Source organism: Kitasatospora azatica KCTC 9699 (genome assembly GCF_000744785.1).
In the GTDB taxonomy this organism is placed as follows: domain Bacteria; phylum Actinomycetota; class Actinomycetes; order Streptomycetales; family Streptomycetaceae; genus Kitasatospora; species Kitasatospora azatica.
In genome coordinates, this window is the sequence record NZ_JQMO01000003.1 from 5,060,526 (window position 1) to 5,087,513 (window position 26,988).

Annotated in this window: 19 protein-coding genes and 2 pseudogenes; 6 read left to right on the forward strand and 15 right to left on the reverse strand. The window is 71.5% G+C overall.

Translation table 11 applies throughout. The features are described from left to right. Positions 1–2 precede the first annotated feature (2 nt). Genes BR98_RS33165 through BR98_RS33180 form a run of 4 tightly spaced genes read left to right on the forward strand, consistent with a single transcriptional unit; the run spans position 3 to position 3,824 of the window. Positions 3–1,631, forward strand: a complete 1,629-nt coding sequence (locus tag BR98_RS33165) for a pyranose oxidase (protein WP_035850787.1) — start codon at positions 3–5, stop codon at positions 1,629–1,631. Between the two features lie 12 nt (positions 1,632–1,643). Beyond that, on the forward strand, positions 1,644–2,534 hold the full coding sequence (iolE, locus tag BR98_RS33170; RefSeq protein WP_035850788.1) for a myo-inosose-2 dehydratase: 891 nt from the start codon (positions 1,644–1,646) through the stop codon (positions 2,532–2,534). Then, positions 2,531–3,385: a sugar phosphate isomerase/epimerase family protein gene (locus BR98_RS33175; protein WP_035850790.1), complete on the forward strand. Its 855-nt coding sequence runs from the start codon at positions 2,531–2,533 to the stop codon at positions 3,383–3,385. The genes iolE and BR98_RS33175 overlap by 4 nt, the downstream gene beginning before the upstream one ends. 28 nt (positions 3,386–3,413) lie before the next feature. Beyond that, a complete protein-coding gene (locus tag BR98_RS33180) occupies positions 3,414–3,824 on the forward strand; it encodes a PPC domain-containing DNA-binding protein (protein WP_051970698.1) in 411 nt (136 codons plus the stop codon). A gap of 148 nt (positions 3,825–3,972) precedes the next feature. Here the strand turns inward: BR98_RS33180 and BR98_RS36815 are convergent, their stop codons facing one another. The 3 genes from BR98_RS36815 to BR98_RS33195 form a co-directional block, all read right to left on the reverse strand. After that, the gene (locus BR98_RS36815) at positions 3,973–4,788 is read right to left on the reverse strand and encodes a universal stress protein (protein ID WP_051970699.1); all 816 of its coding nucleotides are present in this window, start codon (positions 4,786–4,788) and stop codon (positions 3,973–3,975) included. A gap of 225 nt (positions 4,789–5,013) precedes the next feature. Further along, on the reverse strand, positions 5,014–6,153 hold the full coding sequence (locus BR98_RS33190) for an NHL repeat-containing protein (protein ID WP_063774878.1): 1,140 nt from the start codon (positions 6,151–6,153) through the stop codon (positions 5,014–5,016). A 66-nt stretch (positions 6,154–6,219) separates the two neighbouring features. Beyond that, complete coding sequence (locus BR98_RS33195) at positions 6,220–6,639, reverse strand: MFS transporter (protein WP_232247799.1); 420 nt, start codon at positions 6,637–6,639, stop codon at positions 6,220–6,222. Positions 6,640–6,878: 239 nt separating this feature from the next. Between BR98_RS33195 and BR98_RS33200 the strand changes: the two genes are divergently transcribed. After that, the gene (locus BR98_RS33200) at positions 6,879–7,718 is read left to right on the forward strand and encodes a helix-turn-helix transcriptional regulator (RefSeq protein WP_035850794.1); all 840 of its coding nucleotides are present in this window, start codon (positions 6,879–6,881) and stop codon (positions 7,716–7,718) included. A 102-nt stretch (positions 7,719–7,820) separates the two neighbouring features. Here BR98_RS33200 and BR98_RS33205 read toward each other — a convergent pair whose 3' ends face one another. The 7 genes and pseudogenes from BR98_RS33205 to BR98_RS33230 all read right to left on the reverse strand — a co-directional run bounded on the left by BR98_RS33205 (position 7,821) and on the right by BR98_RS33230 (position 14,249). Next, positions 7,821–8,225, reverse strand: coding sequence for an ArsR/SmtB family transcription factor (locus BR98_RS33205; protein WP_083977279.1), 405 nt, complete (start codon positions 8,223–8,225; stop codon positions 7,821–7,823). Beyond that, positions 8,225–8,593: a hypothetical protein gene (locus BR98_RS33210; RefSeq protein WP_035850796.1), complete on the reverse strand. Its 369-nt coding sequence runs from the start codon at positions 8,591–8,593 to the stop codon at positions 8,225–8,227. Before BR98_RS33210 ends, BR98_RS33205 begins: the two co-directional genes overlap by 1 nt. 100 nt (positions 8,594–8,693) lie before the next feature. Next, the gene (locus BR98_RS33215; RefSeq protein WP_157538029.1) at positions 8,694–9,635 is read right to left on the reverse strand and encodes a hypothetical protein; all 942 of its coding nucleotides are present in this window, start codon (positions 9,633–9,635) and stop codon (positions 8,694–8,696) included. A gap of 55 nt (positions 9,636–9,690) precedes the next feature. Next, a pseudogene (locus BR98_RS33220) lies at positions 9,691–9,936 on the reverse strand (NUDIX domain-containing protein); the annotation flags it as partial. A gap of 105 nt (positions 9,937–10,041) precedes the next feature. Next, positions 10,042–10,266: a DUF397 domain-containing protein gene (locus tag BR98_RS40630; protein ID WP_035850798.1), complete on the reverse strand. Its 225-nt coding sequence runs from the start codon at positions 10,264–10,266 to the stop codon at positions 10,042–10,044. A 114-nt stretch (positions 10,267–10,380) separates the two neighbouring features. Next, positions 10,381–10,617, reverse strand: a pseudogene (locus tag BR98_RS40635) (DNA mismatch repair protein MutT); the annotation flags it as partial. Between the two features lie 563 nt (positions 10,618–11,180). Continuing rightward, positions 11,181–14,249 (reverse strand): AfsR/SARP family transcriptional regulator, encoded by a 3,069-nt coding sequence (locus tag BR98_RS33230; protein WP_051970705.1) that lies wholly within the window; start codon positions 14,247–14,249, stop codon positions 11,181–11,183. Between the two features lie 210 nt (positions 14,250–14,459). Between BR98_RS33230 and BR98_RS33235 the strand changes: the two genes are divergently transcribed. After that, the gene (locus tag BR98_RS33235; protein WP_083977285.1) at positions 14,460–16,751 is read left to right on the forward strand and encodes an ATP-binding protein; all 2,292 of its coding nucleotides are present in this window, start codon (positions 14,460–14,462) and stop codon (positions 16,749–16,751) included. Here BR98_RS33235 and BR98_RS33240 read toward each other — a convergent pair. The 5 genes from BR98_RS33240 to BR98_RS36820 all read right to left on the reverse strand — a co-directional run bounded on the left by BR98_RS33240 (position 16,679) and on the right by BR98_RS36820 (position 26,893). Next, entirely contained in the window at positions 16,679–17,356 is a 678-nt protein-coding gene (locus BR98_RS33240) for a hypothetical protein (protein WP_157538031.1), read from the reverse strand. The two genes, BR98_RS33235 and BR98_RS33240, sit on opposite strands and share 73 nt — an antisense overlap. After that, positions 17,356–18,486 carry a hypothetical protein gene (locus BR98_RS33245; protein ID WP_324606700.1) on the reverse strand — a complete coding sequence of 377 codons (1,131 nt, stop codon included), beginning with the start codon at positions 18,484–18,486 and terminating at the stop codon, positions 17,356–17,358. Before BR98_RS33245 ends, BR98_RS33240 begins: the two co-directional genes overlap by 1 nt. 358 nt (positions 18,487–18,844) lie before the next feature. Next, positions 18,845–19,750: a deoxyribonuclease IV gene (locus BR98_RS33250; RefSeq protein ID WP_407639523.1), complete on the reverse strand. Its 906-nt coding sequence runs from the start codon at positions 19,748–19,750 to the stop codon at positions 18,845–18,847. 123 nt (positions 19,751–19,873) lie between these two features. Continuing rightward, on the reverse strand, positions 19,874–23,386 hold the full coding sequence (locus tag BR98_RS33255) for a S8/S53 family peptidase (RefSeq protein WP_035854708.1): 3,513 nt from the start codon (positions 23,384–23,386) through the stop codon (positions 19,874–19,876). 405 nt (positions 23,387–23,791) lie between these two features. Beyond that, the gene (locus BR98_RS36820; protein WP_051970707.1) at positions 23,792–26,893 is read right to left on the reverse strand and encodes a SpoIIE family protein phosphatase; all 3,102 of its coding nucleotides are present in this window, start codon (positions 26,891–26,893) and stop codon (positions 23,792–23,794) included. Positions 26,894–26,988 lie beyond the last annotated feature (95 nt).

Here is a 26,988-nt window from a genome sequence, read left to right on the forward strand (position 1 = left end):
GTATGTGCGCCGACAGCATCCACACCGACACACTGATCGTCGGCTCCGGCCCGGTGGGCGCGACCTTCGCCCGCACCTTGGTGGAGGCCGGGCGGCAGGTCCACATGATCGACGCCGGGCCGCTGCTCTCCGCCCGCCCCGGCGCCCACCTCAAGAACAGCTACCTGTACCAGCGCAATGTGGACCTGTTCACCTCGGTGATCCAGGGGCATCTGTCGCTGCTCTCGGTGCCGCCCCGGACCCGGCCCGAAGTGACCCTGGACCCCTCGGCGTTCCGGGTGGACCACGACCGCTTCCGCGGCTTCGTGAACAACAACCAGAACCCGGCCCAGGATCCGGAGACCAACCTGGACGCGGCCGCGGTCTGCTACGCCGTCGGCGGCATGGCCACGCACTGGACCTGCGCCACCCCGCGGCACCACCCCCGACTGGAACGCTGCGAGTTGCTCGACGAGGCGCAGTGGAACGAGCTCTACGAGGTGAGCGAGCGCTTGCTCGGCACCCGCGCCGACGCCTTCGAGCAGTCCGTGCGCCACCGCCTGGTGCTGGGCGCGCTGCACGCGGAGTACCCCGAACTCGACGGGCCCTACGGGGTGCGGGCACTGCCGCTGGCCGTCGAACGCCGGCGCGACAACCCGGCGTTGGTGCACTGGAGCGGCACCGACACGGTGCTCGGACCGCTCGCCCACACCCGGCTGGTCGGCAACTCGCTGGTGGCCGAGCCGGAGTCCGGCGGCAGCTTCACCCTGCTGCCCGAACACCTCTGCACCAGGCTGGTGCTGGACGACGCCGGCGAACGGGTCGAGTACGCCGAGGTGACCGACCTGGCCGACTGGCGCACCATCCGGATCGAGGCGGAGAACTTCGTGGTGGCGGGCGGCGCCGCGCTCACCCCGCAACTGCTCTACGCCTCCCGGATCCGCCCGGAAGCACTCGGACGGTACCTGCACGAGCAGCCGGTGGCGTTCTGCCAGATCGTGCTGCACCAGCACCTGGTGGACCAGGTGGAGACCGAGGAGAGGTTCGCCGACCAGGTCCGCGCGCACCGCAAACGCAGCCCCGAGGACCCGGTGCCGATCCCGGTGGACGACCCCGAGCCGAACGTCTGGATCCCGGTCTGCGAACAGCGGCCCTGGCACTGCCAGATCCACCGGGACGCCTTCCACTACGGCAGCGTGGCCCCCAACATCGACCCGCGGCTGATCGTGGACCTGCGCTGGTTCGGCATGATCGAACCGCGCCGGGAGAACCGGATGACCTTCTCCGACACCGGCCAGGACAGCTTCGGGATGCCGCAGCCGACCTTCCAGTTCGAGCTGACCCGGCAGGACCGCGACCAACAGCACGCGATGATGCGCGACATGCTGCGCGCCGCCAGCGCGCTCGGCGGGTTCCTGCCCGGCTCGGAACCGCGGTTCGTCGCCCCCGGACTGCCGCTGCACATCACCGGCACCACCCGGATCGGCGAGGACCCGGACACCAGCGTGGTCGACGTCAACTCCCAGGTCTGGGGCCTGGACAACCTCTACCTCGGCGGCAACGGCCTGCTGCCGCGCCCCAACGCCAGCAATCCCACCCTGACCTCGGTGGCGCTGGCCGTCCGCGCGGCCCGTCACATCCTGGCCAGGTGACCGGAGTTGCCCATGTTCACCCGAGACCAGGTGCTGCTCGGCATCACGCCGACCGGCTGGACCAACGACGACCTGCCGAGCCTCGGCGCCGAAATCCCCTACGAACAGATCCTCAGCGAGATCGCGCTGGCGGGATTCGACGGCTGCAGCATCGGCCACAGCTTCCCGCGCGACCCGGCCGTGCTGGGCGCGGCCCTCGAACTGCGCGGGCTGCGGATCTCCGAGCCCTGGGTCAGCACCTACTTCACCGTTCGCGAGATGCGCGAGGCCACCGTGGCCGAGTTCCGCCGGCAACTCGAGCTGCTGCGCTCGCTCGGCGGCACCGACCTGGTGGTCGCCGAACTCGGCGGCTCGGTGCACCAGCAGCCGGTCGACCTGCGCGCCAACCGGCCGGTCCTCGACGACCGTGGCTGGAAGGAACTGGTGGACGGGCTCCACGAGTTGGGCGAGATCGCGAGCGGGAACGGGATGCGGCTCTGCTACCACCACCACATGGGCACGGTGGTCCAGAGCCCGGCCGAGGTGGACCGGCTGATGGCCGCCACCGACCCCGAACTGGTCCACCTGCTGCTCGACACAGGCCACTTCAGCTGGGCCGGCGGCGACCCGGCGGCCGCCGTCCGCGCGCACGGCCCGCGAATCGCCCACGTGCACCTCAAGGACCTGCGCCCGCAGGTACTGGCCGCCGCCGACCGGTCCAGCTTCCTGCAGGCCGTACTGGACGGGGTGTTCACCGTCCCCGGCGACGGCATGGTCGACTTCCCGGAGGTGCTGGCGGAGCTGGCGCAGGCCGGCTACCGGGGGTGGCTGACCGTCGAGGCGGAGCAGGACCCGGCCAAGGCCCACCCGTTGACGTACGCGCTCAAGGCGCGGGCCTACCTGCGCGAGGTGATCGGGGTATGACCAACTCCGTTGGCATCCACGCGCTGGTCTGGGTCGGCGACTGGAGCGGCGACGCACCCAAGCGGGCGATGGCCGGTGCCAGGGACTGCGGCTACGACCGGATCGAGATCCCGCTGCTCGGCTCCTGGCAGATCGACACCGGGCGGACCAGAGCACTGCTGGACGAGTGCCAACTCGCCATGACAGCGAATCAGTTCCTCACCGAGGCGACCGACATCAGCAGCGCGGACCCCGCCGCGGTGGCCGCCGGTGAGCAGCTGCTGCACCGCGCGGTGGAGACCGTGGCCGCCCTCGGTGGCGACTACATCTGCGGCACCCTCTACAGCAGGCTCGGGCGCTACGACCGGCAGCCGACCGAGCGCGGGCGTCGCAGCAGCGCCGAGGTGCTGCGCGGGGTGGCCGACCGGGCGGCCGACGCCGGGATCAGGATCGGGCTCGAACTTTGCAACCGGTACGAGACCAACCTGCTCAACACGGCCGAACAGGCCCTGGAGATGCTGGAGTTGATCGACCGGCCGAACGCCGTGGTGCACCTGGACACCTTCCACATGAACCTGGAGGAGACCGACATGGTCACGCCGGTGCTCGCCTGCGGTGAGCGGCTGGGCTACGTCCACATCGGCGAGAGCCACCGCGGCTACCTCGGTACCGGGACCGTCGACTTCGACGGCTTCTTCGGGGCGCTGGCCCGGATCGGCTACACCGGGCCGATCACCTTCGAATCCTTCTCCTCCGCGGTCCTGGCCCCCGAACTCACCGGTGCGCTGTGCATCTGGCGGGACCGGTGGCAGGACTCGGCCGATCTCGCCCGGCACGCCCGGCAGTTCATCGCGCAGCAGCTGACCCGTTGACGCGCGCCCGTTCGTCAGGAGTTCTCTCGTGCACACCACCGTCAAGAGCGAGGGCCCGCAGCGCGCCTACGAGCTGGTCTTCGAGACCGGCGAGGAGATCATCGGCGGGCTGCGTGCCTTCGCGATCGCCGAGCGGCTGGCCCCCTCCGAGTTCAACGCGATCGGCGGCGTCCACCAGGCCGATCTCGGCTTCTACAACCTGACCGACGGCACCTTCAACCCGGTGCCGTTCCACCGCGACCAGTGCGAGGTGCTCTCGCTGATCGGGGACATCACGCCGGAGGCCGACAAGCCGGGCGGCTACAACGTGCACGGCCATGTGGTGCTGGGCTCGCCGGACGGGCAGGCGAACGGCGGACATCTGCTGCACGCCATCACCCGGCCGATCCTGTTCGTCACCATCGAGGAGCTGGAGCACGCCAAGCCGGCGCACCATTGAGCAAGCGCTTGGTCGGCGTGGGCGGGTGAGCAAGCGCTCGCTCGAGGCTCGACGGCGTCCGCTGAGTGAGCGCTTGCTCAGGGCGGCCAGATGAGCGAGCGCTTGCTCAGCGCGGCCGCATGAGTGAGCGCTTGCTCAGCGGAGGCCCTCAGTGTCGTCCAACCGGAACCACGGCCACCGGGCACTGGGCCTTCTCCAACACGTGTGCCGCGACGCCCATCCGGGTGTTGCCGAGCAGGCTCGGTTCGGTCGGCCGCCCGACCACCACCAGTCCGGCCTGCTTGGAGGCCTCGACCAACTCGGCCTCCGGTGCGCCGGCCGCCGCCCGCACCTTCACCGGGATCTCAGGGAACCGGGCCTGCTGACGCTCCAACAGCTCCTGCAGGTCGGCCGCGTCGGCCGGCTCGGCGATCACCCGCACCGCGCTCGCGGTCATCAGCGCGGCCCGGTACGCCAGGTCCACCACACCCAGGGCTGGCACGCCCGGGTCCACGACCACCACCACATCGCCCTCGGGCATCGGGGAGCCCTCCACCTCGTCGATGTCCTCCACCGTCTTGCAGACCACCACCGGGCAGAGCGCGTGCTCGGCGACCGCGCGGCTCACCGAGCCGACCCACCAGCCGCGCAGCCCCGTCACCCCACGACTCCCCAGCACCAGCAGCGCGGCCGCTCGGGACTCGGCCGGCAGCACGTTCTGCGGAGAGCCGCGCAGCAGCCTCGCCGTCACCGCCAGATCCGGGGTCATCTTGGCCACCCGGGCCAGCGCCTCCTCGGTCACCTGATCCTCCGTCGGCGCGGGCTGCCCGGCACCGGTGACCGCGGCCAGCAGGTCCCGCGGCACGGCGTACAGCACCTCCAGCGGCGCGCCACCGCCCTCGGCCACCCGGGCCCCCCAGGCCAAGGCCGTCCAGCCACCGGGCGACCCGTCCACCGCGACCTGAACCGGGCGAAGATTGGACATAGTGCTACTCCTTCGAATGGACCCGCGCAGTGCGGGGATGCTGGCAGCCCGGACGGTTGCGCTCCGTCCGGGCCACCAGGTCTGCAGGCCGCCGGGTCACCAAGTCACCAGGTCAGCCGGGTCACCAAGTCACCAAGTCACCAGGTCAGCCGGGTCACCAAGTCACCAGGTCAGCCGGTCAGCCGGTCACGAGGTCACCAGGTCAGCAGGACGCCGGGCGCGGGCTCACGGCTTGCGCAGCACGTCCAGCTGGTTGGTCGCGTCGTCGACGAAGTAGACCGCGTCGTGGTCGTGGTCCACCGCGAGGCCGAAGAGCGCGCCGGCTCCGACGTTCGGCGGCGTCCCGCTGGAGTCCAGCTGGCGGACCGCCACCTGCTCACCGCGCGGAGTGGTCTCCACCAGGTTGCCGTCGCCCCCGTTCACGGTGAGGATCTCGCCCCGAGGGGCCACGGCCAGTCCCAGCGGAGCGTTGAGGCTGCCGCCCTCGGTGACCAACTCGCCGGTTCCGGCGCTGTCGTGGCGGCGCAGCGCGTCCGGGATCGCGGTGATCCGGCTGTTCACGGTGTCCGCCACATAGAGCGTTCCGTCGTGACCGAGGCCCACCCCGGTCGGGCCGACCACCAGCGCGGCCGGGTCGGTCCGCTGGTCGAAGCCGCTGCCGATCACCGTACTGCGCTCCAGGCAGGGCGGCTCGTCACCGCGGTCCTTGAGGGTGAGCCGCAGCACCGTCCCCTCCGGCACCACCGAACCGCCGCCGGCCACCGTGTCGTTGAGCACGTTGGTGACGAACAGCTCACTGGTTCCGTGATGGCTGACCGAGGTCATGTCCCAGGGCCCGTTGATGCCGTTGCCGGTGAGGGTCTCGCGCACCGTGCCGTGCTTGTCGAGCACCAGCAGGCATCCGGCCTGCGCGGTGGCCGCCGTCCCGTCCGTGGTGGGCAGGCTGCCGACCACCACCCAGCCGCCCGGCAGCACGGTCAGTGCGGTGGTCAGCCCGACCCCGCCGGGGCACTCGCCGGGCAGGTGGTTCGGGTCGATCTGGGCGAACTGGCTCACCGATCCGTCCGGGGCGATCTGGACCAGGGTGGTGCCGGTGCCCTGCTGGTTGGCAGCGTTGTTGAAGTTGCTGACCAGGATGCTGTTGCGGTGCAGTAGGCCCTCGTCGCTCGGGACGACCACGGTGCCGTACGGGTTCACGTCACCATTGGCGGGCACGGTGGAGGCGATCGTGGCGACGGTGTTCAGCGGGCCGACGAACGGCTCGCGGGCGGTGGCGGGCGCGGCCGCGCCGAGTGTGCCGAGTGCGGTGGCCCCGGTCACCGCAAGGGCGGCGAGCGGGCGAGGTAACAGGTAGTGATGTCTCATAAGCATCACGTTAAATCTGGATCCCGGGCAGCTCACGGAGGACGCGCGCGCCGATCGGAGGGACTGTCATGACGCGGCCGGGAGCGGTCGGTGCGCCCCGGGGCCCGTCCGGTCGGGTGCCAGCGCGAGGTAGGTGAGGATCGCGCCCAGAGTCGAGAGCAGTGCGAGGGCGAGGCCGAGGGTGTGGAATGCGCCGGTGAAGGCGGTGGCCAGCGCCGGGTGATCGGTGCCGCGGGCCTGCCCCTGGACGGCCTGCCCGGCGAGTTGGGTGGCGGAGGCGGCATCGAGGCCGCTGTCGCGCAGCTGCCCGGCGGTGAGCGAGGTGAGCCAGGCCGCCGCGCCGGCGACCGCGACGGACTCGCCGGTGATCCGCATCGTGTCGAAGATGCCGGCCGCGGCGCCGGCATGCTCGACCGCGACGGTGCTGACGGCCGCGTTGTCCATCACCCCGAAGGCCAGCCCCACCCCGGCACCGAACGGGAGCAACGGTAGCGCCAACGCCGTCGCCGAGCCGTCGCCGCGCAGCGTGACCAGCAGCAGCGCCCCGAGGCGGAGAAGCGGGCGGCGGAGAACCGGGTGGGGGAGAACTGGGTGCGGGAGAAGAGGACATGGCCCGATCCTCGGCGGGGCGTCGCCGGCGGATGAAGTGAGCGGCACACCCTGGGACTCACAGGGCCACCCTCAGCCCTCGGAGCCCACGCCGGGCCGCCGCCATACTTGACCGCATGCCCGAGACGAGAACGATCGCCAGCAGCCTCGGCGGCTACCTCCGCACCCGGCGGGCCCTGGTCTCGCCCGCCGACGTCGGCCTCCCCCCGACGGGCCGCCGCCGAGTGCCCGGGCTGCGCCGCGAGGAGGTCGCCGAGCTGGTCGGGCTGAGCACCGACTACTACGTGCGACTCGAGCAGGGACGCGCCGACCGCCCCTCCGCCGAGGTCCTGGACGCGCTGGCCAGGGCGCTGCAGCTGAGCGCCGCCGAACGCGCACACCTGTACGACCTGGCCCGGCCGCGCCGCGGTGCCGCGAGCCGCACCGAGGCGGCCGTGCGTCCGGCGCTGCGACAGGTGGTGCAGGCCATCCCCAGCACGCCGGCGCTGATCATGAACGACCGCAACGACGTGCTGGCCTGGAACCCGCTGGCCGCCGCGCTGATCGCCGACTTCCCCCAACTGCGGCCACACGAGCGCAACATGGCCCGCCGGATCTTCCTGGACCCGGACGCCAGGCAGGTCCATCCCGACTGGGACGAAGCCGCCCGCAGTACGGTCGGCATGCTGCGAATGGCAGCCGGACGGCGACCGAACGACCCGGCGCTGGTCCGCCTGATTGGCGAACTCTCCCTCGGCAGCCCGGCCTTCCGCACCCTGTGGGCCACCCACTACGTGCACGAGAAGACCCACGGCCCCAAGCGCTTCCGCCACCCCGTGGTCGGAGAAGTCGCCCTCCGCTACGAGACCTTCCAGGCCCCCGGAACCGCGCACCAGTTGCTGGTGGTCTACACGGCCGCACCGGGAAGCCCCGCCGAGGAGGCGCTCACCTTCCTCGGCATGCTCACGCGAGCCTGAGCCTGAACCGCGTCAATGGCGCGGAGACCTCGATCCCGAGCAGCCGATGCCCGGTGCCCAGGGGCGGGTCCCCGGGCTGGTGCCCGGGGACCCGCCCAGTACTCAACTGGCCTTCGGCGGCGCCTCCAGTGGGGTGGGCTGCGTTACCGGCTCGTCCTGCACAAGCAGGTGCGGGGCGTCCTCGGCCTCACGCAGCTGGTCGAGCACGGCCTCGCGATCGGTGAGCATGACCGTCAGAATCCGGCGGGCCGACTTCAGCAGGTCGGAGACGTCCGCGCCGGCCAGTGCGTACAGCACGGTCCCCTTCTCCCGGGTGGAGACGACGATCCCGGACCGCTTGAGCACCGCGAGCTGCTGGGACAGGCTGGACGGCTCGATCCCGATGTCGGCCAGCAGGTCGCGGACCGGTAGCGGCCCGCCCTGGAGCAGCTCCAGCACCCGGATGCGCACCGGGTGCCCGAGCAGGCGGAAGAACTCCGCCTTGACCTGGTAGAGCGGCAGCTGCATCAGACCTCCAGCGTCCCCTCGACCTGCTTCAGCCGGTGCCTGGCCATGGCCAGGTTGGCACGCGACCGGTCCAGGGCGAGATAGAGGAACAGGCCCTGGCCGCTGCGGGAGGTGAGCGGGCGGATGAGGTGGTACTGCTTGGTGAGCGTCACCAGGATGTCCTCGATGCCGCCGGGCAGCCCCAGCATCTCCATCGTGCGCATCTTCGCCCGCACCAGATCGGTGTTGCCCGCCGCCGCGACCGTGAGGTCCAGCCCGGCGCCTCCCAACACACCCAGCGCCATGCCGCTGCCGTAGTCGACGAGCGCCACGCCCAGCGCGCCCTCGATCGTCATGGCTTCCTTCAATGCAATGTCTGTCTCTGCCATGGCCCGAGGCTAGGGTCCGTCAAGCTTCGTTCCTTCGAGAATTGCAGAACTCTGCAACTCCAAGGCGCAGCAGATGTACGATCCGCCCTCCGGCGCGCCCTTACCCGCCGCGCGGGCCGGCTGCCTGCCGCTCGTGTCCGCGTCGCAGCAGGCCGTATGCCCAGCGTTCGTTCAGTCCGGCGAGGAAGCCGACGCTGCCCCAGAAGAACCAGGCCTTGATCAGCGCCTGGTGGCCGGCCAGGGAGAGCGGTACTGCTCCGCAGAGGCCGTCCGGCACGGCGGGAGGGGTGAGCAGGGTGAGGATGCCGCCGTTGATGAGCAGGAAGAGCGAGGTGGCCAGGAACCAGCCGACCACCACCCGGTACCAGCCCTCCTGACGCATGGTCTGGGCCAGCTGCACAGGGTCGGTGGGGACGTCGGGGGTCGTGTCGCGGCCGGGCCCCTGCTGGATCAGCTGGTAGGCGTCGCGAAGCCGGACGATGACGCTGAAGACCGCGCCCATCGCCCCGCCCGCGAAGCAGACCAGGGCGTACATCAGGCTGAGCTCCTCGGGACAGCCGAGGGAGCTGTGGAAGAGCGGTGGCACCGCACGGCCTATCGCGAGTGCCGCCAGCAGGATGGCCGGGCTCAGCAGGACTCCGAAGGCCAGGCCCGTGTTGAGTCCGCGCCCGCCGGCGAGCGCCGCGTCCGTCTCCAGCCGCCGCGCGGCGGCGTTGGCCTCGTCCTTGAGGCGGTCGGTGCCGTGGGCGACGACGGGCTGCTCGGCGGGGCCGACTGCGATCTCCCGCAGGCTGACCCGCACCACCTGCTCCAGGCTCCGGCACACATCGATCCTGGTGCGCTGCTCAAAGGCACGCTGTGCCGCCGTGTGCAGGCGTTCGATCCGCAGGAGTTGGTGCGGCTCCGCCCGCCGCAGGCGCTGCAGATCGGGCGCCTCCTCGGCGAGGCCGAGCGCCTCGGCCAGCGTCCTCGGCTCGGCCGAGCCGGCACCCAGGAACCATTCCTTCATCAGCCGTGCCCGGCGCGCTCGTTCTGCGCTCATCTGCCCCCGCCCCTCGATCACAGAGGCAGTTCTACCGTTCCGCGCCCCGAAGCGGAACCCGAGCCCTGATCTCCACGTCAGGCCCAGTCTCCTCGCGAACTTCCCGAACGACCGTGGCCGGCAGGGACTCACCGAGGTCCATGGTCCTGCCTGGCAGCGCGAACAGACGATTGCCGGTCCGCCGTTGCAGGAGGATGCGCCCGTCGTCGGTGGCCACGGCGGAGGCTGCCACGTCCCAGCTCTCCACGACTGGCGATCCGGATCGCGCGCGCCTCAGCCGCTCGCTGCTGAAGAAGATCATTCAGGCGAGGGTGAGCCTCACGAGTAGCTGGGCTTGCCGAGGAAGCGCTGGGCTTCCTCGGCAGCCTGACGGCGCCCGGTCACGCGCCGCTTGTGGAACGGTCGGTCAGCTGCCGGCCTTGAGCAGCTCGCCCGAGCCGACGGCCGAGGTGAACCGAGTGAACGCGGCCTGGTCGAAGCGGAGGGCCGGGCCGTGCGGGTCCTTGCTGTCGCGCACGGCGATCTCACCAGGCAGGCCGAGGGCGCACTCCACGCAGTTCTCGTTCCCTCCGCTGTAGCTCGACTTGCGGAAGCTGAACCCGGTGGCGGCGGCATCGGAGTGGTGACTCACTTGATCGCGTCTCTCTGTTCGGTGATGAAGGCGAGCGAGTCGTCCTTGGCCATGGCCTCGGACGTGATTTCGGTGAACCTCGCTCGGTACAGCTCCACATCGGTCGGATCCTCGACCAAGGTGCGGGCTCGACCGGTGCTCGAGGAAGTGACTGAGCTTGAGACGCTGCGTGTGGTGGATGGGTAGATCGGTCAGTTCGGACGGGTCGATGAAGCGCAGTTCTGTGGACTCGTCAGAGATGCGCAGCGTTCCGCAGATCACCCGTGCGGTGAAGCAGACGTTGAACTGCTGGCGCACCTCGCCGTCCGAGTAGGCGATGATGTGGCGCGGATCGGTGTAGGTACCGACCAGCAACCGCCGATTGGGAGCCGGGCCGGACGGAGTACGTGGTTGTGCAGTCCGGGCCCCGCCGGTTGTGGGACCAGGTAGCCGGCGCCTGGCAGTGGTGGGCGGACCATGGGCGACCAGGCTTCGACCGGTTCGGTCTCACTGTCACCCCCGACGGACAGACCGTCTGGTTGGACGCGCCAGCCAAGCTCGTTCCAGTCAGGAGCTGACCGCCCGAGTGCTGCCCCGTCCGTGGCGCCGCTGTGGTGGTTAGCCGGATGCTGAACCCGGATGGTGGGTCTTCCTCGCCCTGCCTTGAAAGCGAGCTGCCCTCCCGTTGTTTCGACGGGAGGGCAGCTGTCACATCCAGAAGTGGATGCCGACGCAGATGAGCGCCGTCAGTGCGGCTATGCAGGGCATGCGCGAATTGACCCTCTTTCAGGCTCTGTTCTGTGCGGAAGCTTAACGATGATCATAGGTCAACTACCGGGCCGAGCTGCAAATCCGACCGAGCACCGGACCGAAACGTCGTATCATCCGACCTTGCTGCCGCACATATGAGCGAGAAAAGATGTCAGTCGGACCGATTAGATTCGACGCGCGACGGCTCGGCTGTGGCCGAGCCGGACCAGAAGCTTGGCGCGCGCGGACTGTGCCGCTGCTTCCTCCACGGGCGCGTTCAGCTGACGAGCAAGGTCCACTGCGGCCTCCAAGTGCCTTCCGGCGATGTCGAGTCGACCGGTCTCCAGCTCGGCCAGCCCGAGGCCGCGAAGTGCGACGGTGCGGTGATGGTCGGCGCCGATGATGGTGGCAAGGGTGACGGCTTGCTGGTACCACTCCTCGGCCGTGGCGGGGTCGCGTGCGTCAAGATGGAGGGTGCCGAGCGCGATCATGGTCGCCACCTGACTCCAGCGTTCGCCGTGCTGACGGAAGGTCTCCAATGCGACCCGTTGGAGGCTTCGGGCACGGTCGAGTTCCGTTGCGATGTCCAAGGTTGCCGCCAGGTTGTTTCTAATGGTGGCGAGTTCCAGCGGCGACAGCACCGAGTGGCCGATTGCCAGTGCGCCTTCGAAGGATTCTCTTGCTGCGCGCAGGTCGCCCTGTCCTTCGTGGAGCAGACCGAGATTGACGCGGAGCTTGGCTTCGAGTCGCAGGTCTCCCGAGCGCCGAAAGCCGGTGAGTGCCTGTTCGTATTCGGCGTTGGCTGCAGCGTGGTCACCCAGCAGCGAGTAGGCGATTCCGACATTGTTCCGCAAACGGTCGACCTGTCGGAGGGCCCCATGGTGGCGGCTCACGGCGAGCGCCTCCTGCTGGAGCTCCAACGCCCTCCGGTACTCACCCAGGTTCCCCTGCAGGATCCCCGCCAGGCTCATGGCCTCGGCCACCGCACTGAGGTCGTCTGCGGCTCGGGCCAGGCTGAGGGCACGGTCGATGACGACTGCCGCCTGCGAGTAGTTGGCGATTCGTAGGTAGGCCGTCGCCAGGTCGAGCAGCGCGTAGATCTCGGCCTCGGGTCGGCCGATGGTGTGCCAGTGCTCGACCGCGGAGCGGTGGAGGTTGACGGCTTCGGTCCAGCGCCCCTCGGCGTCGAGGAAACCGGCGAGTGAGTGGGCGAGTTGACCAGCTTCGGTGAAATGCCCGTGGCTGGCGGCGTGCTGCTGGATGGCCAGTAGCGCGGCCTGCTCGGTGACCAGCCACTGGCGGGCATCTGCGAGGGTGGACCAGTCGAGGTCCTCGGCGGGCGGTGTCGCGGGCGTGGGGTGATCGAGGCGTAGGCGGTGCGGGTAGAGGAGCCGGTCGACTCGGTCCACCGAGGCGATCGCGAACCGGACCAGCCGACCGAGCGCGTCCTCTCGTTCCTGCGCCGTGTCCTCCTGGTGCGAGGCGCGGACGGCGAACGCGCTCAGAAGATCATGAAAGGTATACGAATCGGGTGAGTTCTCCTCGATCAGGTGAGTATCGATCAATTCGAGTAGTGAACGTTCGGTCGCGTACCGGGAGCTGCCGAGCAGAGCGGCCGCTGCGTGGGTGTCGAATCGGGGTCCGGGATGCAGCGCCAGGCGGCGGAACGCGAGCCGGCGGTCAGGGCGGAGCGCCTGGTAGGAGAGATCCAGCAAGGGAGTCAACTCCCGCTCGGAATCGTGGATCTCATCGAGCAGATGAGACGCCTGGGACAGTCGGTGAATCAGATGGTCGAGAGTCCAGGAACTACGGGTTTTGAACTGGGTGGCGATGATGTCGATCGCCAGCGGATGGCACTTGCACAGCGCGACCACCTCGCCCACCCGCTCCAGGTCGGTCGCCCGTTCCGGCCCGACCAGTCGCTGGAACAGCTCGATCGCGTCCTGTCCTGGTAGCGCCTCGACCACGGTCTGACGCACTCCTGGTAGCTCGCTCAGCCGTCGGCGGCTGGTGATGATGATCAGTGAGGCGGTCTCGACGGGTAGCAGGGGGCGCACCTGAGCGGTGTTGGCCGCGTCGTCAAGGATGAGCACGTACCGGAGGCGGCCGATCTGCCGGTGCCAGTAAGCGAGTCGGCCCTCATGATCGGCCGGGATCGCCTGGACCGGGAAGTTGAGCAGTCGGAACAGGCTGGGGAGGGCGGCTTCCACGGTCATCGGCTCTCGGACGGCGGAGTGTCCGTGCAGGTTGAGCAGGTACTGGCCGGCCGGGTACTGGTCGCGTAACCGATGGGCGGCTTGGGTGGCGAGAGCGGTCTTGCCGATACCGCCCATGCCGGTGACGCAGACCGCCCCTGGGCCGGGGCCGAGGCGCGACAGCTCGTGTTCCCGGCCCACCAGCGGCCGTGGCTGCGCGAGGTTCGACGGCGATGTCATCGGTGGGGCGAGCGCGAGCGGTGTCGCGGTCGGTGCCGGCCGCGGGACCAGGTCGGGGGCGGGGGTGCCGGTGAGGATGCCGGTGTGGAGGTCGGTCAGTTCCTTGCCGGGGTCGGTGCCCAGGCGCTTGTCGAGGACCCCGCGGGTGTGGAGGTAGACGGCGAGTGCCTCGTCCTGGCGGCCGGCGCCGTGCAGGGCGAGCATCAGGCGGGCGACCAGGGTCTGGTCGGTGGGGTGCGCGGAGACCAGCTCGGAGAGTTCCGGCACCAGGTCGGCGAAGCGGCCCAGCCGGAGTTCGACGGTCGAGCGGGTGATCGTGGTGGCCAGGTGGGTGGCGGTCATCCGGGCTCGGGCGGTGTGGGCCCATTCGCCGCGCAGGCCGGCCAGCGGGTCGCCGCGCCAGAGGGATTCGGCCTGGGTGAGGTGAGCAAGCGCTTGCTCGTCGTCGCCGCCCTCGGCGGCGGTGCGGGCGCGGTCGGCGAGGCGGCGGAAGCGGTGGTAGTCGACCAGGCCCGGGTCGGCGTCGAGGGTGTAGGCGTGTGCGCGGCTGACCACCAGCAGGGGCGGCCCGGCTGCTTCCGCCTCGGCGGCGGTGCGCAGTGCGCGGCGGACCTTGGAGATGAGCGAGTGCAGACTCGCTGCCGGATCGGCGGGCAGGTCGCCGTCCCAGAGCCGGTCGGCGAGGGTTTCGAGTGACAGCGGTCGACCGGCGTCCAGCGCCAGGGCCGCGAGCAGGCAGCGGACTTTCTCCGGGCTGAGTCTGGTCCCTCTGCCGTCCGCCAGGAGCTCGACCGTACCCAGGAGTCGCAGCTCTACCAAGGTTCTCCCCCTTCGGTCGGGCGTCGCCCCGCCCCGCGTTCCGAGGTGCCAGTGCTGGGGGCGACTGCGTTACCACGTGTGCTCGCGGGGTAGAGAACACCTCACCACCTCTTGCTGGTTGTGCAAAGTCTTTGACGTAAATCGATTGAACGGAGAGTCGCGGCGATCAGAAGTTGACCGGATGGTGACCATGCGGTTGGGGGAGGACCAATGGGACCACTGGCGATCGATGCGGTCGAGGCCGTGGTCGCGGGCGCGGACGCGTGCGAACGGGCGGAACTGGCAGGACTGTTGGGCTGGTTACCGCAGGCCCGGCGGAGCGATCGGGAGTTGGCGGCGGCGCTGCTCGAACGGGCCGTAGGCGAAGGCGAGTTCGCCGACCGATTGCGACGCTGGATCGCGGAGCACGCCGGCGCCACCGTGACGGCGAACACGATCAGCGGTGGCCAGATGTTCGGGACAGTGGTGCAGGCGCGTTCCGTTCAACTGCACACGGCTCCGGCCGTGCGGCCGACACCACGCCAACTTCCCCCGCCGGCCGGACCGTTCATTGGCCGCCGGGCCGAACTCGCCGAGTTGGCGCTGCTCGCGGCCGAGCCGGCGGCGCGGCAGTTGGTGGTGGTCAGCGGCCCAGCCGGTGTCGGCAAGACAGCACTGGTGCTGGAGTGGCTGCGCGAGTTGAGCCCGCGCTATCCGGACGGTCAGCTCTACGCCGACCTGCGCGGCCATGCCCCCGGCGGCCCGGCTGAGGTGGGCGAGACCCTGGGGGCGTTCCTGCGGGCCTTCGGGGTCGACCGGGTGCCGGATGCGCCGGCCGAGGCCGCCGCGCTCTGGCGGTCCGTCACCTCCGAGCGCCGGATCGCCGTGATGCTCGACAACGCGCTGACCGCTGCCCAGGTCCGCCAACTGCTGCCCGGATCGGCGGCCGGCCTGGTCGTGGTGGTGAGCCGAAACCGGCTCACCGGCCTGGGGGTTGACGGTGCCGTGTTCCGGCCGCTCGGGCTGCTGGACGAGGATGCGGCCGCCGAGATCCTGCTGCACCGGGTGGGACGGCGACGCGCGGCCGAGGAGCCGGAGGCGGTCCGCGAGGTGGTCGCGCACTGCGGCGGTCTGGCACTCGCCGTCTCGCTGGTCGCGGCCCGGGTCGCTGCCCGCCCCCGGCTCACGCTCGCCGCCACCGCCGCCGCGCTGGAACAGGAGAGCGGACGGCTGGCCGTGCTCCGGCTGGAAGGCGAACTCGCCGTACAGAGTGCCCTGGACGCATCCTGTGCCGCACTCGCCCCGGGCCCGGACCGGCTCTACCACCGGCTCGGCCTGCTCCCATTCAGCGACTTCACCGCCGCGGACGCGGCCGCGCTCACCGGAGACGAGCCGCCGGAGGCCGAGCTGCTGCTGGACGCGCTGGCCGAGGCGAACCTGGTCGAGGACCTGGGGACCGACCGGTTCCGCTTCCACGACCTGGTGCGCCTGCACGCGCAGGCCCGGGCACGGGCAGCGGAGCCGAGCTCGCAGCGGGAGGCCGCGTTGCGCCGGGTGCTGGAGCGGTACCTGGCCTGCGCCACGGCTGCTGAGCGCTTGCTTACCCCGAACCACGCGACGCTGCGCCGCGACTACCTGGCGCCGCAAGCTGACGGTCCCGCCGACGAGCGCGCTGCGCTGCGCTGGCTGGACCAGGAGCGACGGCACCTGCTCGAAGCCGTCCGGACGGCCTCGGCCAACGGCTGGTTCGCGCTCACCTGGCAGCTGGTCGACGCGATGTTCCCGCTCTTCCTGCGCCTGCGCGCCCATGAACTCGGCGCCGAGGCAAACCGGTTGGGCCTGGCTGCGGCGCGCCGCGAGGGGGATCCGGCCGGCCTGGCCCGGATGCTCACCGACGGGGGCGGCCGGCTGCGCAATCTCGGCGAGGCCGACGAGTCGATCGTCTGGTACCAGGAGGCGCTGCACCTGGCCCGCGCGGACGGTGACCTCAAGGCCCAGGCGCAGGCCCTGCACGGGATCGGGAAGGCCCACCGGCTGGCCGGTCGCCTCGACGAGGCCGTCGACTGCTTCCGCCAGGACCTGGAGCTGCGGCTCGCGGTCGGCTACCAGCGCGGCGCGGCGCTGACCCGGGTGACCCTGGGGGACGTAGCGCTCGCCCAGGGCAGGCCGCAGCTGGCGCTGCCCGAACTCACCAGCGCGTACGAGACCCTGCTGGCTCTCGCCGAACCCTACGAGGCAGCCCGGGCGCTGGCCTTCCTCGGGCAGGCACGGACCGTCCTCGGCGAGTACGAGGCGGCTGAGCAAGCGCTTGCTCAGGCCGCCGAGATGTTCCGTACCGCCGGCTCCCGCAACTGGGAGGCACGCGCACTGGAACTGCGCGGCGAACTCGAGGAGGCCCGGGAGGCCCCGCAGCGGGCCCTGCTCCGCTACGAGGCCTCCCTGAGCCTCTATCAGGAAGTCGGCGCTCCCGACGTCCAGCGCCTCACCGGGAAGGTGTGCCGCCTCGCGCCACCGGAGAGCTGAGCATCCGGCTGGACGTCCGGCTGGACGTCCGGCTGGGCGTCCGCCCGAACGACCGGCTGGACGTCCTCCCGAGCCGTCAGCCGGTACGTCGCACCCGGGACCAGCAGCGAGACCGAACGGATCCCGTCCGGCGGCACCTCGGCCACCAGGCAGGCGTGCAGCAGCGAGCCGAGCACCTTGGCGGGCACGCCCCGCGCACCCGCCCCGGGGACCCAGCGCCGGCAGCTGCCGTCGGCGAGCCGGGTGAGCACCGTGCCGTCCGGTCGCCCGAGCGCCAGTACCAGGCACCCGGGGTGGCGTCTCAGCACCTCGCCCTCGCCCTCGCTCTCGCTCTCGCCCTCGTCCGCCTCCCCGTCGGCGAGCCGTTCGGCCTCGCCCCACAGGACGTCGGCCCACCCCGCCGCCGGCCCCGGCTGGTCGAGACCGACACAGAGGTGCTCGTCCACGGTCCCCACCCGGACCCCCGAGATATCCAGGTGGGCCAGCAGCGGCGCGGCGTCGGCGGCTCCCGGCAGCTCCACCCCCGCCAGCAGCCCGGTCTCGCCCGGCGCCAGCGTCACCACGGTCCGACGGTCATGGCGATCACGACGATCGTGACGGTCCATCAGTTCTCCTTCTCCGAGAGCGGAGCGGGCATCGCCAGCGGCTCGGTCATCGGCGGGTGGGCCGGCTCGCCCAACTCCAGGATGCGGTAGAGCAGTCGTCGCATGTTGGCGTGGAAGGCGCCCGGCTCCGAGGAGATCCGGGCCGCGATCGGCTGGTAGTCGTCGGCCCGGTACTGCTGTGCGGCGTAGGCGAGTTGCTCGCCCAGCGGCCGGGTCGGGGACAGCGCCGGCGCGGTGCGGGCGAGTTGGGCGCCGGGCGAGTGCTGGTTGACGGACTGGAACGGGTAGCGGGAGGTGAGGATCGGCGCGCCGGTCATGGTCGCGTACAGGGTCACCGAGCCGTGGTCGCCGATGACGTAGTCGGCCGCGATCAGCAGCGGCCGCCAGTCGCACTCAGGCGGCAGCAGCGACAGGCTCCCGTCGGAGCCGTCCGCGAGCCACGAGCGCACCTGCCAACCACCGTGACCCGACCAGACGTTGGGGTGCACCAGCAGCGCAGTGCGGTACTGCTCGCGGGGCAGCTCGGTGAGCAGTCGGGGCAGCAGGGAGTCCAGCCGGTTGAAGGCGGAGCCGAGGCCCCAGGTGGAGCAGACCAGGACGAACCGCTCGTCCTCGCGAAGGCCGAGTGCCCGCCGGTAGGCGGCCCGATGCGGCAGGCCGGCCGCGATCCGGTCGTACGAGGCGTCCCCGACCACCTCGGTGATCGGCAGCGCCTCGGGGCACCAGCGGGCGAGGCTGTCCAGGTCCTCCCGGTGGGCGACGGCGAAGGCCCTGGGCACCACCTTGCCGTCCCAGGTCAGGTAACTGCGGCCGATGCCCCCGACGGTGCGCTCGCCGCCGTCCTGCGGTCGGGAGAGCTTGATGTGCCCGGCGCCGTGCGGCAGCCGGACCAGTGGGCCGCGCAGCTGCTCCATCCCCTGCGAGCCGGCGGTGAGCACCAGGTCGAAGTCGGTCCGGCAGGCCTGCTCCCAGGGCAGCACGGTGCCGCCCAGGTCGGCGAGGACCTGCTCGACGCCGTTGTTGAAGGCGTGCGGGGCCACCGTGAAGACCACGTGGACCCGCAGGTCGGAGCGGAAGAGCACGAGCAGGTCCTGGATCCGCCGCCCGTAGACCAGGGTGTGGATCACCACCAGGACCTTCTTGCAGTCGGGCAGGGTGGCCCACTGCCCGGGATCACGACGTACGGGATCACGACGTGCAGGATCAGGACGTACGGGATCACGACGTACCGCGCCGGATGACGGCTGGGTCGACGACATGACCGAATTCCCCCTCGGAACCTCGACGTTCGGCCGCTGGTCGCAGCCTCCCGGGGTCTTTCCACGGGCGCTGGTGAAAGCCCTGCCGAAGCCTTGCGGAATCCTTGCACCGCAGGTGCGGTCCGGGCGCGAACCAGTGCTCAGGGGCGCGGAAGGAGGTGCGTTAGGAGGTGCGCGAGGCGCTTCGGGAGGGCCAAGTAGCGCACATCCGAACCATTCTGACGAACCGTCAGCCGAACACCAGGGCCCGAGCCCGCAGCTCCTTCAGCCGCACCACGTCCGCCGCGTGCCCGAAGCCCGGTGCGGCGCTGCGGTCGGGCGTCTCGAGGATCAGCGGGACGCCCGCGGTGGCGGGATGGGCGAAGAGCTCGGCGAACGGGTCGGCGCCGATGTGGCCGTCGCCGATGTTGGCGTGCCGGTCCTTGCGGGCGCCGGCGATGTCCTTGGAGTCGTTGGCGTGGATCAGCCGCAGCCGGCCGGGACCGACGGCGGCCTCGAGGGTGTCCAGGGCGGCGGCCATCCCACCGGGGGCGGCGAGGTCGTGGCCGGCGGCGAAGGCGTGGCAGGTGTCCAGGCAGACGCCGACCTTGGGGTGGGCGTCCACGGCTTCGAAGTACTCGGCCAGCTGCTCCAGCCGGGAGCAGAGCGAGCTGCCCTGGCCGGCGGTGGGTTCGAGCAGCAGCCAGGGGGCGGATTCGCCGAGCTCGTCCAGTTCGGCGAGCAGCGGGCGCAGGTCGGCGCGGACCTGGGCCATCGCCGTCGTCCGCCGGTCGGCGGCGATGGACGAGCCGGTGTGCACGACGACCCCGAGCGCGCCGATCGCGTGCCCGCGCAGCAGCGAGTGGCGCAGCGAGGCGGTGGAGCGCTCGAGGGTGGCGGGGCTGTCGGAGCCGAAGTTGATCAGGTAGGGGGCGTGCACATAGGCGGGGATGGACCGCTCGGCGCAGGCGGCTCGGAAGGCCTCGTCCTGGGCGGGGTCGCCGGCGGGGGTGGCCCAGCCGCGCGGATTGGCCACGAAGACCTGCACCGCCTCGCCGTCGATCCGCTCGTTGTAGGCGAGCCCGGTGCCGACCAGCCCGCGCCCGGCGACGGGGACGTGGGCGCCGATGGGGTTGCGCAGTGGAGCAGGAGTCACCCGCAGAGGGTGTCACAACGCGGAGCGGCCGCCCCCACCGAGGTGGGAGCGGCCGCTGTGGACCAGAGCGAGCGGGCTCAGCTCACCGTGTATCCGAACCTCAGCTCACCGTGTATCCGAACCTCAGCTCACCGTGTAGCTGTACGGGATCGCCGCCAGTACCGACCCGGTGGTGGCGAACTGGGTGTTCGCCAGCACCGCGCCGCCCGGTGCGGACACCAGGTAGAGCACACCGCGCACCACGCTGCCCTTGGCGCCCTGCGGCGTCAGGGTCACCTGCAGGCAGCCGCTCTCGCCGGGCTGGAGCGTCACCGGGGTGGTGGCGGGTGCCGTGGCGTTGTAGGCGAGCGCGAACGGGTCGCCGGTGCTGGAGCTCAGCGCCGGGTCGAACGCCAGGGTGTGCGCCGAGGCGGTGATCGTCGAGCTGCCGCTCGGTGCGCCGGCCGCCGGGAACGGGCCGATCTGCTGCACGTAGGTGCTCCAGAAGCCCGAGGCCAGCGGCTGCGCGGCGCTGCCGGCGGCCTTGACCACCGAGAGGGTCGAGCCGTCCTGGGCCTTCTTCAGGTCACCGAAGAGGTCCGGCGAGGAGGTCGGGCCGCTCAGCTCGAACTGGGCGGGGGTGGTGGAGGCCGCCACCCCCGTCAGCTGGTCGGTGCCCGGCGGGATCATGAAGCCCGGCACCGTCGAGCTGGTGGTCAGCGGCAGCGAGACCGTGGCCGAGGTGCCCAGCGGCACCAGCGGCAGGTTCACCCGGTTGTTGAGTCGCCCGTCGGCCTGGATCTGCTGCACCGCGGCGGTGTTGTTGGTGTAGTCGACCGTCACCGCGACCGGCTTGCCGGCCGGCAGCTTGGCGTGCGTCGAGTTCGGCAGGCCGGGCGCGCTCGCCTGGTCCTGGTCGAGCCCGATCACGCCGGTGAAGTCCTGGCCGAGCTCGGCCCCGGAGACCGGGTTGAGCACGTTGAGCACGAACCGCCAGCGCCCGGCGACCGGGTTGACGCCGGTGGTCGAGACGCCCGTCGTGGTGGCGGAGATGGCGCCGGTGGCGTCCAGCACCGCGTTGCTCTCGGCGTCGACCGCCGTCCCGTTCGGGCTGACCAGCACGCCCTGCAGGACCAGGTTCGGGTCCTTGGCCACGGTCACGCCGACCCGCAGGTCCTGGTGGCCCTTCGGCACGTCGAAGGCCCAGGCGAAGCTCTGCGCGGGGGAGAAGGAGCGGGCGTTGCCGCCGGTGATGGTGCCGGTGAAGCTGCCGGTGTCGCCGTTCAGCGGCACCAGGCTGCGCAGGACCACCGGCACGCTGGTGGTGCGGCCGTTGGAGCTGGAGACCACGACCGACTCGGTGCTGTCGCCGCCGCCGGCGGGGGTGGTCAGCTGCACCTTGAGGGTCCTGCTCTGCCCCGGCGCCAGGTCGGCGACCTGCGGGCTGACCTGGCCGGCCGGCACCGCGCGCTGGGTGGCGGTGTCCAGCTGGACCGGGCCGGTGAAGCCCTTGGCGCCGACCGGCGTGTAGAGCACGGCGGTCCACTCACCGGCGACCGGGTGCGGCACGTCCACGATGCCCCAGTTCGGCGAGACCGCGCCGCCCTGCGGACGGGAGTTGGTCTCGAACCGGCCGGAGGGGTCCAGCAGGGTCAGCCGGACCACGGGGGTGACGGTGTTGCTGCCGGACTGCTGCGCCTTGCCCTGCCAGGCGATGGTCGCCGCGAGCCGGTCGGCGCCCGGCGGGACGGTGAACTTCACCTGGTGCGAGGCCCAGGGCGCGCCCGTGGTGGCGTACGGGAACTGCGGGTCGGTGCTCGAGTCGAGCTGCACCGTCTGCTGCGCGTCGCCGAGCGGGGCGAACTGGCGGGTGGCGGCGCTGACCGTCTGCGGCCTGTCGCTGGTGTTGACCACCGTGACGTTCGCGGTGCTGGTCGAGCCGGCCTGGCCGGTGAGGTCGATCTGACCACTCGTCACCGCGACGGTGGAGCTGTCGGCCGAGCCCGCCGGGGTCTGGTAGCCGCGGGCGGCCTCGGCGGCCGCGCGCACGTTGAGCAGCCCGGCGCCCTGCTCCTGGGCCGGCAGGCCGAGGTCGTCGGCGGTGCCGGTGAGGAACTTCTTGACCAGCGCGGGCGCGGGGGAGGCGCCGTTGTGGGCGTCCCGGTAGGCCTGGATCACCACGGCCGCGGCGCCGGCGGTCAGCGGCGCGGACTGGCTGGTCCCGCCGAACGGCTGGATGCCGCTGCCCTGGCCGTTGAAGTCGGTGCACTCGGTGTAGATCGACAGGTCGGGCGAGCAGAGCGCCCAGTCCGACTCGCCGGGGGCCACCAGGTCGACGGTCCGCCCGGCCTGGGTGACACCGCCGGAGGAGAGCGCCGAGATCCGGTTGTTGTCCCAGGTCCCGTTGGAGAACTTGAAGGCCGCGTACCCGGTCTGGGCGTACGACTGGTTGTCCGTGGAGGCCCCGGTGGAGATCACCAGCGGGTCGGTGGACGGTGTGCCGATGGTGCCGTTGATGCCCGCGTCGCCGCTGGACACGGTGACGGTGACGCCGGCGGCGACCGCCTGGTCGTTGAAGAGCGAGATGGTGTCGTGCGCACCGCTGTCCGGCGTGATGTTGCTGCCGAAGGACTCGTTGAGCACGTCGACGTGGGCGACCGAGACCGCGTAGTCGATGGACTGCAGGATCGCCGAGTTCGGGAACAGGTCGCCACCGGCCTTGAGCGCGACCATCGAGGCGCCCGGCGAGATGCCCAGGACCCGGACGTTGCAGCCGGCCGGCAGCGGGTGGCTCGGGTTGACGAACTTCGACAGGTCGTAGCTCTGCCGGCCCTGGGCGATCATCGCGGAGGCGTCCCCGAACGCCTCGGCCGCGCCCGACGGGGCGAAGTAGCCCTGGCCGGAGAAGTCCTGGTAGTCGACCACGGCGTGCGAGCCGTCGGCCCGGATGAAGTCCGGGTTGTTCGGGTCCAGGCCGTCGGCGATGAAGGCGACCTTGACGCCGGTGCCGTCGGCCAGCTCGTGCGCCCCGGGCGCGCCGGGACGGCTCTCGGTGTGGGTGGAGTAGAGCGCCTCGGGCTCCAGCAGCGGCTTGGCCGGGTCGCTGGGACAGATGGCGCCCGGGTCCTGGGTGCCGCCGGTGGCCTTGGCGGCGGACGGGGCGGCGGCGGAGGGAGCGGCGGTGGACGGAGTGGCGGCCGACTTGGCCGGTCCGCCGGTGCCGCCCGAGCCGACGCCGCCGCCCGCCGGGGCCGGCGGGGTGACCCGTACGGTCTCGTCGGCGATCACCGAGGCGACCGCCGGGTCCGCCTGCAGCGCGGCTCGCAGCGCGGGGCTCACGGTGGCGGAGAACGCGTTGCCGACCACGAAGCTCTTGATGTCGGTGCCGCCGCTCGCCTTCACCTTGGCGAGCAGTGGGGCCTGGGCCTGTCCGGCCGCCTTCTTGCGGGCGGTCAGGTGGCCGGAGTCGGCCGGGGCGCTGGAGAGTTGGTCCTTGAGGATCACGATCACCGGGGTGGGGGCGCCGCTCTCCGAGGCCGCTTGGGCGTTCGGAGTGGGGACGGCCGGAGCGCCGTTGGCGCTGGTCCCGAAAGCCAGGACCAGGGAGGCGGCGGTGAGCGTGACGGCTGCGAGCTGCGGTTTACGCCAGCCGATCATGAACATCCCTTCGTCTGATAAGACGTCAGGGGGCGTGTCCGGAACGCGCGTACCGGGGTCGGACGCACGCGTGCCTCTGGAACGCCCGTCCCGACAAGCTCACGCATTCCATCGCGCCGTCACCCCTGCGGACAAGGGGTCGACGATCATCGGAACGCCAGGTGAACGGAGTTGACTGTTCGATAGACGGACAATTGCAGATCAACGCAGGTATCGCCGATCACCACGCCGTGGGTTCCTTAGGAAGATCGCAACATAACCGTTCGGGCGACCGGATATACGAACGCCATGGACCTCCACCACGCCAGCACCATCCCCGACGCGCTGCCGAAGAACGCCTCCGGCAAGCTGCTCAAGCGTGAGCTGCGCGAACGGCTCACCGGCTCCGGGGCCGCCTGGTGACGGTCAGTCAGGAACCGTGCCGAGCGGCAGTTCCAGCTCGAACCAGACCACCTTGCCGCGCCGGGTGCCGCGGCTGCCCCAGCGGTGCGCCAGCTCGTTCACCAGGTGCATCCCGCGCCCGCCCTCGTCGTCCTCCAGGGCGCGGCGCATCCGCGGCGCGTGGCTGTCCACGTCGGACACCTCCACGGTCAGCGCCTGGTTGCGAAAGAGCCGCAGCTGGGTGGGTGCGCCGGCGTGCACCATGGCGTTGGTGATCAGCTCGCTGGTGAGCAGCTCGGTCTGGTCGGTGAGCGTGGACAGGCCCCAGGCCTCCAGGGTGCGCCGGGCGAAACGGCGGGCGTGGCCGACCAGCGCCCGGTCACCGGTCAGCTCCAGGGTGGCGATCCGCTCGGGGCCGATCGGGCGGGACCTGGCCATGATCACCGCGATGTCGTCCTCCCGGGTGCCGGTGACCAGTGAGGCGAGCACCGCGTCGCAGGACCGTTCCAGACCGCCGTGCTGCTTGGACACCGTGCTGCGCAGCAGTTCCAGGCCCTCGTCCAGGTCGCGGTCCCGCCGCTCGATCAGCCCGTCGGTGCAGAGCACCAGCAGGCCGCCCTCCGGCAGCTCGAACTCCACGCTCTCGAACGGCACGCCGCCCACGCCCAGCGGCGCGCCCGGCGGCAGGTCGAGGATCCGGGTGGAGCCGTCCGGCGCGGCCAGCACCGGCGGCACATGGCCGGCGCAGGCCGCCGTGCAGATCCGGTCCACCGGGTCCAGCATCACGCAGACGCAGGTCGCGTACTGGCCCTCGCCCGCGCCTTCGCCGGCCGTCGCGGCCGCCTCGTCCAGCCGGCGCAGCACCCGGGCCGGGTCCATGTCCAGGGTGATCAGGGTGCGGGCCGCAGTGCGCAGCTGGCCCATCATCGCGGCCGCCCGCAGCCCGTGCCCGGTGACGTCGCCGACCACCAGCGCGACCCGGCCGCAGGGCAGCGGCACCACGTCGAACCAGTCGCCGCCCACCTCGCTGAGCAGGCTGGCCGGCAGGTAGCGGTGGGCGATCTCCAGGCCCGGCGGGTCGTGCACCCGCTGCGGCAGCAGGCTGCGCTGCAGGGTCAGCGCGGTGTCCCGCTCGCGGCGGTAGAGCCGGGCGTTGTCCATGCAGACGGCGGCCCGGGCGGCCAGCTCCTCGGCGAGCGCCACATCGGCCGCGGTGAACGACTCGGGATTGCGCAGCCGCATGAACTCGGCGCCGCCCAGCACCCGGCCGCGGGCCAGCAGCGGAACCATCAGATAGGAGTGCAGCCCCGCCTCCAGGGCCGGCTGGATCCGGTCCGGCGAGGCGACGATGGTGGCCAGGCTCTCCTCGTCCACCTCGGCGACCAGGATCGACTTGCCGCTGCGCAGGCTCTGCGCGTACAGGGCGGCCGACTCCGAGCTGCCGCCCACCGGATCGGCCGCACCGGTCAGCAGACCGCCCTCGCTGAGCTCGCCGACGGCCACCGCGCGCATCGCCGCCGGCCCGGTCGGCGGCACCACCGGCGTCTCGTCCCCGAGCAGCACGGCCTCCAGCAGGTCGACGGTGACGAAGTCGGCGAACCGCGGGATCACCACCTCCACCAGCTCCTCGGCGGTGCGCCCCAGGTCCAGGGTGGTGCCGATCCGGTTGCTGGCCTCGTTCAGCAGGGCCAGCCGGCCGGTGGCGGCATGGGCCTCGTCCAGCGCGCGCTGGCGGGCCTCGGCGGCCGCCCGCTCCAGGGTGTAGAGCCGGGCGTTGTCGATCGCCACCGCGGCTCGGGAGGCCAGCTCGTCACCGAGCGTGATGTCCGCCTCGGCGAAGGACTCGCGCTCGCCGCGCCGGGAGTAGACCACCATGCCCAGCACCGCGCCGCGGGCCACCAGCGGAGTGATCCGCACCGAGCGGGACCGGCGGCCGAGGTACTCCCTCAGCTGGGTGTTGTCCATGTCGCGGGTCAGCGGCGGCAGGTCCCAGGACGGGACCACCACGGTGCGGCCGGCGGCCATCGCGCGGGCGTAGGGGGAGTTCGGCGGGACGTCGTACACGGCGTCCACCGGGAGGAGCTGCACCGGGTAGCTGGGGTCGGTGGCGGCGAGCGCCAGCCGGCGGACCTGGATCACGCCCTCCTTCGGCTGGGCGCCGGTGACCAGGCGTTCCAACGCGAAGACTCCGCTCAGGTCGGCCACCCGGGGGACCATCGCGTCGGCCAGCTCCCGGGCGGTAATGCGCAGGTCCAGGGTGGTGCCGATCCGGGCGGTGGCGTCCACCAGCAGGCCCAGCCGCTCCTGGGCCCGGGCGGCCCGCGACTCGGCCAGGTGACGGTCCGTCACATCGACGATGGTGGAGCTGACCCCGAGCACCCGGCCCGGCGGGTCCTCCAGTCGGAAGTACGAGGCCGACCAGGCGTGTTCGTGCCCGGGATCGCCGGGTGTGCGACCGTGCGAACGGGCGTCGAGCACCGGCTCGCCGGTGATCAGCACATGGCGCATCACCGACTCGATCTCGGTGCCGTTGATCCCGGGCAGGACGTCGGTGATCCGTCGGCCCAGGTGCTCCTCGACCGAGAGGCCGTTGATCGAGGCCAGCGCCTCGTTCAGCCGGACGAAGCGCAACTCGTTGTCGTAGACGGCCATGCCCACCGGGGACTGGGTGAAGAAGCCGTCCAGCACCGCGAGGTCGGCCTGGATCCGGCGCAGCGCGGTCACGTCGGAGGCGACCGCGAGCACCAGCGGCTGGCCGTCCGGGCCGGCCACCGGGTGGGTGCGGAACTCCAGGTTGACGAAGTGGCCCTTGCGGTGGAGCACCGGGAACACCCCGGACCAGTGCCGGCCGGCCAGGATCTCCTCGAACAGGGCCAGCACCTTGGGGCGCTGCTCCTCGGTGGCCAGCAGCTGGGCGGCGGGCGCGCCGACGGCCTCGGCGGAGGAGTAGCCGAGCAGCTGCTCGGCATCGGGGCTCCAGTGCAGGATCCGACCGTTGCCCTCGATCAGGGCGGTCGCGATCGGCACCATCATCAGGCCGTCCGGCCGGGCACGGGTCAGCTCCCCGTCCGTCGTCGCGCGACGGACGGGGGCACCGCTCTGGTCCTCGTGCTCGACTGCGTCCATGGCTGCCGACCCGCTCGAAGGTGCGCTTCCTGCCCGGCTGGTGCCTGGCTGCCTGACCGGTTCCTGCTCGCCATTTTCCCACCCCCCGGCAGGCT